General features: G+C 59.8%; 11 protein-coding genes. 8 read left to right on the top strand and 3 right to left on the bottom strand.

Going from position 1 to position 12,602, the window contains the following annotated elements; translation table 11 throughout:
- Positions 1-314: 314 nt before the first annotated feature.
- Positions 315-1,739: an aspartate ammonia-lyase gene (gene aspA / locus AACY49_RS08480; protein ID WP_339522943.1), complete on the bottom strand. Its 1,425-nt coding sequence runs from the start codon at positions 1,737-1,739 to the stop codon at positions 315-317.
- Between the two features lie 181 nt (positions 1,740-1,920).
- Between aspA and AACY49_RS08485 the strand changes: the two genes are divergently transcribed.
- The 5 genes from AACY49_RS08485 (at position 1,921) to AACY49_RS08505 (ending at position 5,742) form a co-directional block, all read left to right on the top strand.
- The gene (locus tag AACY49_RS08485) at positions 1,921-2,838 is read left to right on the top strand and encodes a LysR substrate-binding domain-containing protein (RefSeq protein ID WP_258698250.1); all 918 of its coding nucleotides are present in this window, start codon (positions 1,921-1,923) and stop codon (positions 2,836-2,838) included.
- Positions 2,839-3,167: 329 nt separating this feature from the next.
- A complete protein-coding gene (gene purE, locus AACY49_RS08490; protein WP_003196369.1) occupies positions 3,168-3,659 on the top strand; it encodes a 5-(carboxyamino)imidazole ribonucleotide mutase in 492 nt (163 codons plus the stop codon).
- Positions 3,660-3,670: 11 nt separating this feature from the next.
- Entirely contained in the window at positions 3,671-4,753 is a 1,083-nt protein-coding gene (locus AACY49_RS08495; RefSeq protein WP_339522944.1) for a 5-(carboxyamino)imidazole ribonucleotide synthase, read from the top strand.
- Positions 4,754-4,871: 118 nt separating this feature from the next.
- Positions 4,872-5,117, top strand: coding sequence for a GlsB/YeaQ/YmgE family stress response membrane protein (locus AACY49_RS08500; RefSeq protein ID WP_258698248.1), 246 nt, complete (start codon positions 4,872-4,874; stop codon positions 5,115-5,117).
- An 88-nt stretch (positions 5,118-5,205) separates the two neighbouring features.
- Entirely contained in the window at positions 5,206-5,742 is a 537-nt protein-coding gene (locus tag AACY49_RS08505; protein WP_258698247.1) for a DUF3299 domain-containing protein, read from the top strand.
- A 72-nt stretch (positions 5,743-5,814) separates the two neighbouring features.
- On the opposite strand, the gene AACY49_RS08510 is transcribed toward AACY49_RS08505, so the two are convergent.
- Complete coding sequence (locus tag AACY49_RS08510) at positions 5,815-6,714, bottom strand: D-hexose-6-phosphate mutarotase (RefSeq protein ID WP_339522948.1); 900 nt, start codon at positions 6,712-6,714, stop codon at positions 5,815-5,817.
- 56 nt (positions 6,715-6,770) lie between these two features.
- A complete protein-coding gene (locus AACY49_RS08515; RefSeq protein WP_007896491.1) occupies positions 6,771-7,175 on the bottom strand; it encodes an acyl-CoA thioesterase in 405 nt (134 codons plus the stop codon).
- Positions 7,176-7,542: 367 nt separating this feature from the next.
- On the opposite strand from AACY49_RS08515, the gene AACY49_RS08520 reads away from it, so the two are divergent.
- The 3 genes from AACY49_RS08520 to AACY49_RS08530 all read left to right on the top strand — a co-directional run bounded on the left by AACY49_RS08520 (position 7,543) and on the right by AACY49_RS08530 (position 12,594).
- A complete protein-coding gene (locus AACY49_RS08520) occupies positions 7,543-8,841 on the top strand; it encodes an MFS transporter (protein WP_258698245.1) in 1,299 nt (432 codons plus the stop codon).
- Between the two features lie 239 nt (positions 8,842-9,080).
- Positions 9,081-10,079 carry a phosphate ABC transporter substrate-binding protein PstS family protein gene (locus AACY49_RS08525; RefSeq protein WP_258698244.1) on the top strand — a complete coding sequence of 333 codons (999 nt, stop codon included), beginning with the start codon at positions 9,081-9,083 and terminating at the stop codon, positions 10,077-10,079.
- 481 nt (positions 10,080-10,560) lie between these two features.
- Complete coding sequence (locus AACY49_RS08530) at positions 10,561-12,594, top strand: ABC transporter permease subunit (protein WP_258700820.1); 2,034 nt, start codon at positions 10,561-10,563, stop codon at positions 12,592-12,594.
- Positions 12,595-12,602: the final 8 nt, after the last annotated feature.

The raw sequence follows: 12,602 nt of genomic DNA on the forward strand, positions 1-12,602 counted from the left end.
CAAGCGAAGAGGGCCGGCACTATACCTAGGAGAGTGCCGTCCGTCTGCACGATTGTGGTGCGAGCGACGAAACGAGAGCGCTGCAAAATCAAAAAATCGCAGCCTTCGACAGCTTCTACAGAGGTCTCAAATCCCGTAGAAGCTGACGAAGGCTGCGATCTTGGCGGCACTGAAAACATTTAACATGTTCGGAAAATCCGCAAAGTATTAAAAAAAAGGGCTTGAGGGAACAAATCCCCAAGCCCTCAAAAGGTGAGAGGTGTCTAGTCCCTCGACCTGGTGAGCGTGCTCTCACTTGGAGAGCCGGCGTTTGGTTAAGCCTTCAGAGGCACCAGACGCGGAGCAATCATGTTTTCCGGGCGCAGGATGTCGGCGAGCATTTCTTCGTCGAGCAAGCCTTCTTCGCGCACCAGTTCCAGCACGCCGCGGCCGCTTTCAAGGGCGACACGGGCAATGCGGGTGGCGTTTTCATAGCCGATGTACGGGTTCAGCGCGGTGACCAGGCCGATCGAGTGTTCGACCAGTTCACGGCAGCGCTCTTCGTTGGCGGTGATGCCGACGATGCAGTGCTCGCGCAGCATGTCCATGGCGCGCTGCAGCAGGCGGATCGAGTCGAAGATCTTGAAGGCGATCAGCGGCTCCATCACGTTCAGTTGCAGCTGGCCGCCTTCGGCCGCGATGGTCAGGGCCAGGTCGTTACCGATGATCTGGAATGCCACCTGGTTCACGGCTTCCGGGATAACCGGGTTGACCTTGCCTGGCATGATCGAGCTGCCTGGCTGACGCGCTGGCAGGTTGATTTCGTTGATGCCGGTGCGTGGGCCGCTGGACAGCAGACGCAGGTCGTTGCAGATCTTCGACAGCTTGACCGCGGTGCGCTTGAGCATGCCGGAGAACAGCACGAAAGCGCCCATGTCGGAGGTGGCTTCGATCAGGTCGGCGGCCGGCACCAGCGGTTGACCGCTGATCAGAGCCAGACGCTGAACGGCCAGGGCCTGGTAACGCGGGTCGGCGTTGATGCCGGTACCGATCGCGGTGCCGCCCAGGTTCACTTCGGTCAGCAGCTCAGGCGCCAGGGTCTTCAGACGCGCCAGGTCTTCGCTCAGGGTGGTGGCGAAGGCGCGGAATTCCTGGCCCAGGGTCATCGGCACGGCGTCTTGCAGCTGGGTACGACCCATCTTCAGAACGTGGCTGAATTCTTCACCTTTGGCGGCAAACGACTGGATCAGGCTGTCGAGGCTGGCCAGCAGAGCGTCGTGACCCAGTAGCAGACCCAGACGGATCGCGGTCGGGTAGGCGTCGTTGGTCGACTGCGCCATGTTCACGTCGTTGTTCGGGTGCAGGTACTTGTATTCGCCCTTGCTGTGGCCCATGGCCTCCAGCGCGATGTTGGCGATGACTTCGTTGGCATTCATGTTGGTCGAAGTGCCAGCACCGCCTTGAATCATGTCCACCACGAATTCTTCGTGGAAATCGCCGCGGATCAATCGGGCACAGGCTTCGCTGATGGCAGCGTGCTTGGCTTCGCTCAGGTGACCCAGCTCGCGGTTGGCGTCAGCGGCGGCCTGCTTGACCATCGCCAGACCAACAACCAGTTTCGGGTAATGCGAAATCGGAACACCGGAGAGACGGAAGTTGTTCACCGCTCGCAGGGTCTGGATGCCGTAATACGCTTGAGCAGGTACTTCGAGTACGCCAAGCAGGTCTTTTTCTGTGCGGAAAGATGCAGCGGAGGACATGATAGAAATCATCTCGATATGGACCCGGTCTGTGCCGGAACACGGCAAATGCTAGGCGTGTGGAGAATTTTGAGCCAATGCTGTTAAACACTAGCCTATGCACATTCGGCATAATGCCGGTGTGACGCCGCGTGTGCGGCGAACGTGTGACCTAAATCGGTGCATTTTCGGGAGGGGCGTGATGAATCTGGAAAGCAAATGGCTCGAGGACTTCAGTGCTCTGGCCGCTACCCGCAGCTTCTCCCAGGCGGCTGAAAGACGCTTCGTAACTCAGCCGGCATTCAGCCGGCGGATCCGCAGCCTTGAAGCCGCGCTGGGGCTGACCCTGGTCAATCGTTCCCGCACCCCGGTCGAGTTGACGGCGGCGGGGCAGCTGTTTCTCGTCACCGCGCGAACCGTGGTCGAGCAGTTGGGTGAAGTGCTGCGTCACCTTCATCATCTGGAAGGCGGGCAGGGCGAGGTGATGCAAGTCGCCGCCGCGCACTCCCTGGCGCTGGGTTTTTTTCCGCGCTGGATTGCGCAATTGCGCAACGAAGGGTTGAACATCGCCACGCGACTGGTGGCCACCAACGTAGGCGATGCAGTGCATGCGCTGCGTGAAGGCGGCTGTGATCTGATGCTGGCTTTTTACGATCCGGACGCAGCGATGCAAATGGACCCGGAAATTTTCCCGTCACTGCATCTGGGGGACACCGAAATGCTCCCGGTCTGCGCCGCGGACGCTGACGGCAAGCCATTGTTCGATCTGGAGGGCGAAACCAGTGTGCCGCTGTTGGCCTACAGCGCTGGTGCGTTTCTCGGGCGTTCGGTCAACATGTTGTTGCGCCAGCGAGCCCTGCGATTCACCACAATTTATGAAACCGCCATGGCCGACAGTCTGAAAAGCATGGCGCTGGAAGGTTTGGGAATTGCCTGGGTGCCGCATCTGAGCGTGCGCGCCGAACTGGCTCGCGGCGAGCTGGTCGTCTGCGGTGGCCCGCAATGGCATGTGCCGCTGGAGATTCGCCTGTATCGCTGCGCGCTGGTGCGCAAGGCGAACGTGCGGTTGCTCTGGCGCAAACTTGAGGGCAGCGTAGCCCAAACCACCACCGGCTCTTGAATACAAAGAAGAACCCTGTGGGAGCGGGCTTGCCCGCGATTGCGGAGGGGCAGGCAACATCAATGTTTGCTATGCCGACCTCATCGCAGGCAAGCCAGCTCCCACAGGGACTTGTGGTGTATTTGATTGACCTTGAGGTCAACAAAACCGCTGCTTTGCACCGCATGACAGATGGTCGTATAGGGGGCTGTTTATCTGCTTCATTGAGGTATACTGCGCGGCCTTCGGCCGGTTTGACTGGCCATAATTCGTACAATCAAGCCACGCATTTTGCGTGGCTTGTTGTTTTTTGACGCGCCTGCGGGCGCCCAGAGAGAAGAGGCACGACGATGAGCGCACTGGTTGGCGTGATCATGGGCTCCAAGTCCGATTGGTCCACCCTTAGCCACACCGCCGATATGCTGGAAAAGCTCGGCATCCCTTACGAGGTGAAAGTGGTTTCTGCCCACCGTACCCCGGACCTGCTGTTCCAGTACGCCGAAGAGGCTGAGGCGCGTGGCATCGAGGTGATCATCGCCGGTGCTGGTGGCGCGGCCCACCTGCCGGGTATGTGTGCGGCCAAGACCCACCTGCCGGTGCTGGGCGTGCCGGTGCAGTCGTCGATGCTCTCGGGTGTCGATTCGCTGCTCTCTATTGTGCAGATGCCCGCGGGCATTCCGGTCGCCACCCTGGCCATCGGCAAGGCTGGCGCGATCAACGCAGCGCTGCTCTCGGCGAGCATCCTGGGCGCCAAGCACCCGCAGTTTCATACCGTGTTGAAAAAATTCCGCGCAGAGCAGACAGACAGCGTCCTGGACAATCCAGACCCACGCATCGCCTGAGGTTGTTGACGATGAAGATCGGTGTAATCGGTGGCGGCCAGTTGGGTCGCATGTTGGCGCTGGCGGGCACTCCGCTGGGCATGAACTTCGCTTTCCTGGACCCGGCGCCGGATGCTTGCGCAGCCGCGTTGGGCGAACACCTGCGGGCCGATTACGGCGATCAGGATCACCTGCGTCAACTGGCTGATGAAGTCGATCTGGTGACCTTCGAGTTCGAAAGCGTCCCGGCTGAAACCGTGGCCTTCCTGTCGCAATTCGTTCCGGTGTACCCGAGCGCCGAAGCGCTGCGCATCGCCCGCGATCGCTGGTTCGAGAAGAGCATGTTCAAGGATCTGGGCATCCCGACTCCCGCGTTCGCGGACATCCAGTCCCAGGCCGATCTGGACGCCGCCGTGGCGTCCATCGGTCTGCCTGCCGTGCTGAAAACCCGCACACTGGGTTACGACGGCAAGGGCCAGAAAGTCCTGCGCAAGCCTGAAGATGTGGTCGGTACTTTCGCAGAACTGGGCAGCGTCGCCTGCCTGCTGGAAGGCTTCGTGCCGTTTACCGGCGAAGTTTCGTTGATCGCCGTGCGTGCTCGCGATGGCGAAACCAGGTTCTATCCACTGGTTCACAACACTCACGACAGCGGCATTCTCAAACTGTCCGTGGCCAGCACCGATCACCCGCTGCAAGCGTTGGCTGAAGATTACTCCAGTCGCGTACTCAAGCATCTGGAGTACGTCGGCGTGATGGCGTTCGAGTTCTTCGAAGTCGACGGTGGCCTCAAGGCCAACGAAATTGCCCCGCGCGTGCACAACTCCGGGCACTGGACCACTGAAGGCGCCGAGTGCAGCCAGTTCGAAAACCATCTGCGAGCCGTTGCCGGTCTGCCGCTGGGTTCGACCGCCAAGGTTGGTGAGAGCGCGATGCTCAACTTCATCGGTGTCGTGCCGCCAGTAGAGAAAGTGATCGCGATTGCCGACTGCCACCTGCACCACTACGGTAAGGCCTTCAAGGTCGGCCGCAAGGTCGGTCACGCCAATTTGCGCTGTGCGGACCGTGAGACGTTGGCTGCGCAGATCCTCAAGGTCGAAGCGCTCATCGCCGAATAGTTTCATGTGGCAGCGGCGGAACCTTCAGTGGCCGCCGCTCTCTGATGGCAGGATGCCAAAGTCTGTCTAGGCTTGGGCCGGGTGTCCTGTCTCACCAAATCATTCAGAGGGAAATGCCATGGGAATTATCGGAACCATCTTTATCGGCTTGATCGTTGGCCTGCTGGCCCGGTTCCTGAAACCGGGCGATGACGGCATGGGCTGGATCATGACCATCCTGCTCGGTATCGGCGGTTCGTTGGCGGCCACTTACGGCGGCCAGGCCCTGGGCATTTACCATGCCGGTCAAGGCGCGGGCTTCATCGGTGCGCTGGTGGGGGCGGTGGTGTTGCTGGTGATCTACGGCCTGATCAAAAAGAACTGATTCAAGCGACAAAGCCCTCTCTGCGCCATCGTCGGAGAGGGCTAGAATGCTCGGCGTCACACTGTCCTTTCCTTTGCCGAGCACTTTCATGCGCCGTCTTCTGTTGACTCTTCTCTTCCTGGGCAGTGGTTTGGCCCATGCCGGCGAACTGCCGGAAACCGACTGGCTCGAACTGATGCCCAAGTCGGACCAGAAAGCCCTCGAGGCCATGCCCGAAATCGATCACAACTCCCCGGAAGCCAACGGCACCTTTACCCAAAAGGGTGGCATGAAGCAGAGCAAAGGCTTGCCGGCGGTGATGTATTCGACCAAAACCGTGCCGTCGATGAACGACAAGCACATCCGCATCGGCGGTTATCCGGTACCGCTGGAATCCGATGCCAAGGGCCGCAGCACGTTGTTCTTCCTCGTGCCGTATCCGGGCGCTTGCATCCACGTGCCCCCACCACCGCCTAACCAATTGGTGTTGGTGCGTTATCCCAAGGGCCTGAAGCTGAATGACATCTACACGCCGCTGTGGGTGACCGGCACGCTGAAGATCGAGACGGTCAACAACGACCTGGCGGATGCGGCGTATGCGCTGGATGCGGCGCAGGTGCGGGCGGTCAAAGAGTCGGATTTGTAAAAGCGCCCGTCAGCCTGGCACGGATCAAAATGTGGGAGCGAGCAAGTCCGCTCCCACATTCGTTTTGTGGTGTTAGAGGGATTTGCTGCCGATGCTCACGCTCAGGGTGTGGCTTGCTCCCGGCGCCAGGCTCACCACATCATCCATCACATTCGCCGTTTCAATGCACAGCATGCGCTGCCAGCCATCGTCGGCCATGTCGCTGAACGCTGCGGCGCGGTCGATCCAGGGGTTCCAGATCACCGCCGAGCGCGAGCCGCTGCTGGTCAGTTCAATGCGTCGTTCCCAGTGCGGGTCAACGATGCTCAGCTTCGGCGGGGTATTCAGATAGATGCGGTCGGTCTCACCAGTAAAGCGCAGATCACCGGCCTGAGCGACAGTTTTCCAGTCGTCCAGCGTCTCGATGTAACTCAAGCCATCCAGCCCTTCGACATGCACGTTGCGTACGTCGCTGACGGCGAAATAGCTGTGCAGTGCCTGGCTGATCGTGACGGGTTCGGCACCCTTGTTTTCGCTCGTCAGGCTGATGTGCAGCTGTTCGTCCAGACGAATGCTCAGCTTCAAGTCCACCTGATGCGGCCATTCCGGCAAGCCGCCTTCGGGGTAGGGCAGGACGAATTCCACCTTCAGGCTTTCGCCCTCGGCCTCGATGCCGCCCAGTTCCCAATCCATCGCCCGCACCAGCCCATGAGCGGTCGGCGGTTCCTGGCTGACGCGCATGGCCTGAACGCTTTGCGGGTTACGCGACAGATTGCCGAACCACGGCCAGCACACCGGTACGCCGGCACGAATAGCTTTGCCGGTCTTGAACACCGCCTCGTCGTTGAGCCAGATCAGCGGCGGCTGGCCGGCCAGTTGATAACTGAGGATGTGCGCGCCTTGCTGAGCCACCAGCAATTCGGCCTGACCGTGGCGGATGCGCCAGCAGTTCAGTTCATCCAGTTTCACGGCTTCAACGTTGGGAGTGCTCATGGGGTGACTCTCAATCAGGAACAGGGCTGCAATGGACCGCAAAATGGTCGCCGGGTTTAACGAGCTCTAGGCGGAACCGAACGCGTACGGCCACTGCCGTCGATGGCGACAAACACGAATACCGCTTCGGTCACTTTGCGCCATTCGCTGGACAGTGGATCGTCGCTCCAGACTTCGACCATCATCTGAATCGAGCTGCGGCCGATTTCCAGGGCCTGGGTATAGAAGGAGAGCTGAGCGCCCACTGCCACCGGTACCAGGAACGCCATGCGGTCGATCGCAACGGTGGCCACGCGCCCGCCAGCCACTTTGCTGGCCATTGCTGTGCCGGCCAAGTCCATCTGCGCCACCAGCCAGCCGCCGAAAATATCGCCAAAGCCGTTGGTTTCGCGCGGAAGTGCGGTGATTTGCAGGGCCAGATCGCCTTGCGGGATTGGATCTTCTTGTTCGAGCTCTATCATGCCGGGGGTGCCTCTGACCCGTGACTCTTCATTTGTACTTCAGGTTGAATAGCCGTCTCTAAGAAAAACGATTCAGCCCCGAACATACTACGTTCGTCACGTTTTTCGTAAGGCGCCTAAAGGGAAACTCTGCGAAATCGGCTGACGGGCGCCAACGACGGTTTCGCACAGCAACCCCTTACAAGCCGTTGCAATGTTGCGAGTATATCGATCGGTAGACTCCGAGACGACCGTCCGGTTCTCATTTTGACCGTCAAATACGCGCCTCTATGTGCTTTTTCGAACAATTTGCTATCGTGCCGAACCTGCCCAAGCCTCCGCCAGCGTTGTTGAGGTTGCAGATCCGACTATAAGAGAAGCCCTTGCCATGACCACAGCGCCCTCGAGCCTCGCGCAGCCAGCCCAACCCGCACGTCCGCTGACCCGTAACGACTACAAGACATTGTCGCTGTCTGCCTTGGGCGGCGCGCTGGAGTTTTACGACTTCATCATTTTTGTGTTCTTCGCCACGGTGGTCGGCAAACTGTTCTTCCCCGCCGACATGCCCGAATGGCTGCGCTTGATGCAGACATTTGGCATCTTCGCCGCCGGCTACCTGGCGCGGCCGCTGGGCGGCATCGTCATGGCGCACTTCGGTGACCTGCTGGGGCGCAAGAAGATGTTCACCTTGAGCATTTTCATGATGGCCGTGCCGACCCTGATCATGGGCTTGCTGCCGACTTATGCGCAGATTGGTATGTGGGCGCCGATCCTGTTGCTGCTGATGCGGGTGATTCAGGGCGCGGCGATTGGCGGTGAAGTGCCGGGGGCGTGGGTATTCGTTTCCGAACACGTGCCACAGCGGCACATCGGCTATGCCTGCGGCACGCTGACCAGCGGTCTGACCGTCGGTATTCTTTTGGGCTCGCTGGTCGCCACCGCAATCAACAGCATTTACACGCCGGTTGAAGTTTCGGATTACGCCTGGCGGATCCCGTTCCTGATGGGCGGTGTGTTTGGCCTGTTCTCGGTTTACCTGCGCCGTTGGCTCCACGAAACCCCGGTATTCGCCGAACTGCAATTGCGCAAGGCCCTGGCCGAAGAAGTGCCGCTGCGCGCGGTGTTGCGTGACCATCGCGGTGCGATTCTGATCTCCATGCTGCTGACCTGGCTGTTGTCCGCCGGCATCATCGTGGTCATCCTCATGACCCCGACCGTGCTGCAGACCGTTTACCACTTCGCGCCGACTACCGCGTTGCAGGCCAACAGCCTGGCCATCGTGTTCCTGAGCCTGGGTTGTGTCGCCTCCGGTGCACTGGCTGACCGCTTCGGTGCCGGTCGGGTGTTCGTGTTCGGCAGCGGTTTGCTGCTGCTGACGTCGTGGACTTTCTATCACAGCCTGTTCAACCACCCCGACTGGTTGTTCCCGATGTATGCCCTGACCGGTTTGCTGGTCGGCACCATCGGTGCGGTGCCGTACGTGATGGTCAAAGCCTTCCCGGCGGTGGTGCGTTTTAGCGGGTTGTCGTTTTCCTACAACCTGGCTTACGCGATTTTTGGTGGCCTGACCCCGATGGTCGTCACCCTGCTGCTCAAGGAAAGCCCGATGGGGCCGGCCTATTACGTGGCGATTATCTGTGGGGTCGGGGTTCTGGTGGGCGGGTATCTCTGGAAGAAAGGGCGTTAAGCCGACGCTTTCATCGACTGCACTGGCCCCATCGCGAGCAGGCTCGCTCCCACATTTATTCTGTGTTCACCGCAGATCCCCTGTGGGAGCGAGCCTGCTCGCGATGAAGGTGACGCGAATCATCTTGTAAATCCAAATACTGGCCTTTCATCCAATTGTCATATTTCAGCCATAGAGTGTTCACACGGCCTGCTGATACTTGGCCCCGACTTAACACACCTATCTGCTAGGAGTAAGGCATGAAACTGAAGCGTTTGATGGCGGCAATGACTTTTGTCGCTGCTGGCGTTGCGACTGCCAACGCGGTTGCCGCTGTTGACCCTGCTATCCCGAGCTACACCAAGACCACTGGTGTGTCGGGCAACCTGTCCAGCGTCGGCTCCGATACCCTGGCCAACCTCATGACCCTGTGGGCTGAGAACTACAAAAAAGAATACCCGAACGTAAACATCCAGATTCAGGCCGCTGGCTCCGCCACTGCGCCACCTGCGCTGACTGAAGGCACCTCCAACCTGGGCCCGATGAGCCGCAAGATGAAGGACACCGAACTGGCTGCCTTCGAGCAGAAGTACGGCTACAAGCCAACCGCTATCCCGGTTGCCGTAGATGCCTTGGCTGTGTTCGTACACAAAGACAACCCGATCCAGCACCTGACCATGGAGCAAGTCGACGCGATCTTCTCCTCGACTCGTCTGTGCGGTGCCAAAACCGACGTGAAAACCTGGGGCGACCTGGGTGTGACCGGCGACCTGGCCAACAAGCCAGTACAACTGTTCGGTCGTAACTCGGTATCCGGCACTTATGGCTACTTCAAGGAAGAAGCCCTGTGCAAAGGCGACTACAAGCCAAACGTCAACGAACAACCAGGCTCGGCGTCGGTCGTGCAGTCGATCAGCTCTTCGCTGAACGGCGTTGGTTACTCGGGCATCGGCTACAAGACCGCCAGCGTGAAGACCGTGGCCCTGGCCAAGAAAGGCAGCACTGACTTCATCGAAGACAGCGAAGAAAATGCCCTGAATGGCAAATACCCGCTGTCGCGCTTCCTCTACGTTTACGTCAACAAAGCCCCGAACAAGCCTCTGGCCCCGCTGGAAGCCGAGTTCGTGAAACTGATTCTGTCCAAGCAGGGTCAGGAAGTGGTTGTGAAAGACGGCTACATCCCGCTGCCAGCCAAGGTTGCTGCAAAAGCACTGGCTGACTTGGGTCTGCAAGAAGGCGGCAACGTCGCAAAAAAGTAAAACCCTAGGTCCGGGCTAAACCCCGGACCTGTGTAGGAGCTGTCGAGTGAAACGAGGCTGCGATCTTTTGATCTGGCTTCCAGCTGCAAGACCAAAAGATCGCAGCCTCGGTTCCCTCGACAGCTCCTGCAACCCCCAAATTTCCGATCCACTGCCAGTTCCCACGGGCGGCGGATTTGTTGCGTCACTGCATTGTCATCTTTCTGTCATACAGGATCGCTAGGGTGTGCGCATGAATGATCTGGCCAACTCCACCATGACTACAAATCCCCCCAAGCGAATTGACTTCAATACGCCTGAGCTGCACCGCAAGCGCCGCATTCGTGCGCTGAAAGATCGCCTGACCCGCTGGTACGTCCTCGTCGGCGGCCTCGCCGTTCTTGGTGCGATCACTCTGATTTTTTTCTTTCTCGGTTACGTCGTCGCGCCCCTGTTCCAGGGTGCCGACCTGACCGCCAAAGACGCCATCACGCCCGCCTGGATGCAAGACGCCGGCAAACCGCTGATGATCTCCCTCGAAGAACAGAACCAGGTCGCCATGCGGGTTTCCGACAAGGGCCAGGCACTGTTCTTCGATATCGATACTGGTGCCGAGCTGCGCCGCGTCGACCTGCCGATTCCGGCCGGCACCAGCGTGACCTCCATCGCTGAAGACCAGCCCGGCCATCCATTGGTGGCGGTGGGCTTGTCCAACGGCCAGGCGCTGGTGTTCCGTCACACGTATAAAGTCAGCTACCCGGACGGCAAGAAAACCATTTCCCCGGCCATCGAATACCCGTACGGCGAGACACCCATCGCGCTGAACGAGGCGGGCGGAGCTCTGGAGCACGTCAGCCTCAACGCTACCGATTCGACCCTGATGCTGGCCGGCTCCACCGGTGCGCAGCTGCATGTCATGTCGCTGACCAGCGAAGAAAACATGATGACCGGCGAAGTCACCAACGAGCAGAAGCGCATCGAACTGCCGCAAATGACCGAGCCGGTGAAGAACATTTTCGTCGACCCGCGTCAGCAGTGGCTATACGTGGTCAACGGTCGCGCTCAGGCCGATGTTTTCAGCCTGCGCGACAAGAGCCTCAACGGGCGCTACAAATTGCTTGAAGACGGTAATGCCGAAGTGACCGCCAGCACTCAATTGCTGGGCGGTATCTCGTTGATCGTCGGCAACTCCAAGGGTGGCCTCGCCCAGTGGTTCATGGCCCGCGACCCGGATGGCGAGCTGCGCCTGAAGCAGATTCGTACCTTCCAGATGGGCACTGCGCCGATCGTTGAAATCACCGCCGAAGAACGTCGTAAAGGTTTCGTTGCCCTCGACGCGTCCGGCAAGCTCGGCGTGTTCCACAGCACCGCTCACCGCACCTTGCTGGTGGACCAGGTGGTCGACGGCCAAGGCCTGTTTGGCCTGTCGCCACGGGCCAACCGCGTGATCGTGGAGCAGGGCGGCAAGCTGCAGCCGTTGCTGCTCGACAACCCGCACCCGGAAGTCTCGTGGAGCGCGTTGTGGAGCAAGGTCTGGTACGAGAACTACGACGAGCCTAAATACGTCTGGCAATCGACCGCCGCCAACACCGACTTCGAACCCAAGCTGAGCCTCTCGCCGCTGACCTTCGGTACTCTGAAAGCCGCGTTCTACGCCATGCTGCTGGCCGCGCCGCTGGCCGTCGCCGCGGCGATCTACACCGCGTACTTCATGGCTCCGGGCATGCGTCGCAAGGTCAAGCCGGTGATCGAGCTGATGGAAGCGATGCCGACGGTGATCCTCGGCTTCTTCGCCGGCCTGTTCCTGGCGCCGTATGTGGAAGGGCATTTGCCCGGCATCTTCAGCCTGCTGATGCTCCTGCCGATCGGCATTCTGGTGGCGGGTTTCGTCTTCAGTCGCCTGCCTGAGTCCATCCGCCTGAAAGTGCCGGACGGCTGGGAAAGCGCGATCCTGATCCCGGTGATTCTGTTTGTGGGCTGGTTGTCGCTGTACATGAGCCCGTACATGGAAACCTGGTTCTTCGGCGGCGACATGCGCATGTGGATCTCCCACGACTTAGGGATTACCTACGACCAGCGCAACGCTCTGGTAGTCGGTCTGGCCATGGGCTTCGCGGTGATTCCGAACATCTACTCCATCGCCGAAGACGCCGTGTTCAGCGTGCCTCGCGGCCTGACCCTGGGCTCCCTGGCCCTCGGTGCCACACCGTGGCAGACCATGACCCGCGTGGTGATCCTCACCGCCAGCCCGGGCATCTTCTCGGCACTGATGATCGGCATGGGCCGTGCGGTCGGTGAAACCATGATCGTGCTGATGGCCACCGGTAACACCCCGGTCATGGAAATGAACCTGTTCGAAGGCCTGCGCACATTGGCAGCCAACGTCGCGGTGGAAATGCCCGAATCGGAAGTCGGCGGCAGCCACTACCGCGTGCTGTTCCTCTCGGCGCTGGTGTTGCTGTTGTTCACCTTCGTCATGAACACCCTCGCGGAACTGATTCGTCAGCGTCTGCGCAAGAAATACTCGTCGCTTTAACAAAGGTA

Origin of the sequence: Pseudomonas sp. EL_65y_Pfl2_R96, from assembly GCF_963970905.1 — a bacterium.
Classification (GTDB): Bacteria; Pseudomonadota; Gammaproteobacteria; order Pseudomonadales; family Pseudomonadaceae; genus Aquipseudomonas.

Excerpts from the sequence above, each read along its gene's own strand:
- aspA (WP_339522943.1), bottom strand. The coding sequence starts at position 1,739 with ATGTCCTCCGCTGCATCTTTCCGCACAGAAAAAGACCTGCTTGGCGTA.
- AACY49_RS08485 (WP_258698250.1), top strand. The coding sequence starts at position 1,921 with ATGAATCTGGAAAGCAAATGGCTCGAGGACTTCAGTGCTCTGGCCGCT.
- purE (WP_003196369.1), top strand. The coding sequence starts at position 3,168 with ATGAGCGCACTGGTTGGCGTGATCATGGGCTCCAAGTCCGATTGGTCC.
- AACY49_RS08495 (WP_339522944.1), top strand. The coding sequence starts at position 3,671 with ATGAAGATCGGTGTAATCGGTGGCGGCCAGTTGGGTCGCATGTTGGCG.
- AACY49_RS08500 (WP_258698248.1), top strand. The coding sequence starts at position 4,872 with ATGGGAATTATCGGAACCATCTTTATCGGCTTGATCGTTGGCCTGCTG.
- AACY49_RS08505 (WP_258698247.1), top strand. The coding sequence starts at position 5,206 with ATGCGCCGTCTTCTGTTGACTCTTCTCTTCCTGGGCAGTGGTTTGGCC.
- AACY49_RS08510 (WP_339522948.1), bottom strand. The coding sequence starts at position 6,714 with ATGAGCACTCCCAACGTTGAAGCCGTGAAACTGGATGAACTGAACTGC.
- AACY49_RS08515 (WP_007896491.1), bottom strand. The coding sequence starts at position 7,175 with ATGATAGAGCTCGAACAAGAAGATCCAATCCCGCAAGGCGATCTGGCC.
- AACY49_RS08520 (WP_258698245.1), top strand. The coding sequence starts at position 7,543 with ATGACCACAGCGCCCTCGAGCCTCGCGCAGCCAGCCCAACCCGCACGT.
- AACY49_RS08525 (WP_258698244.1), top strand. The coding sequence starts at position 9,081 with ATGAAACTGAAGCGTTTGATGGCGGCAATGACTTTTGTCGCTGCTGGC.
- AACY49_RS08530 (WP_258700820.1), top strand. The coding sequence starts at position 10,561 with ATGCAAGACGCCGGCAAACCGCTGATGATCTCCCTCGAAGAACAGAAC.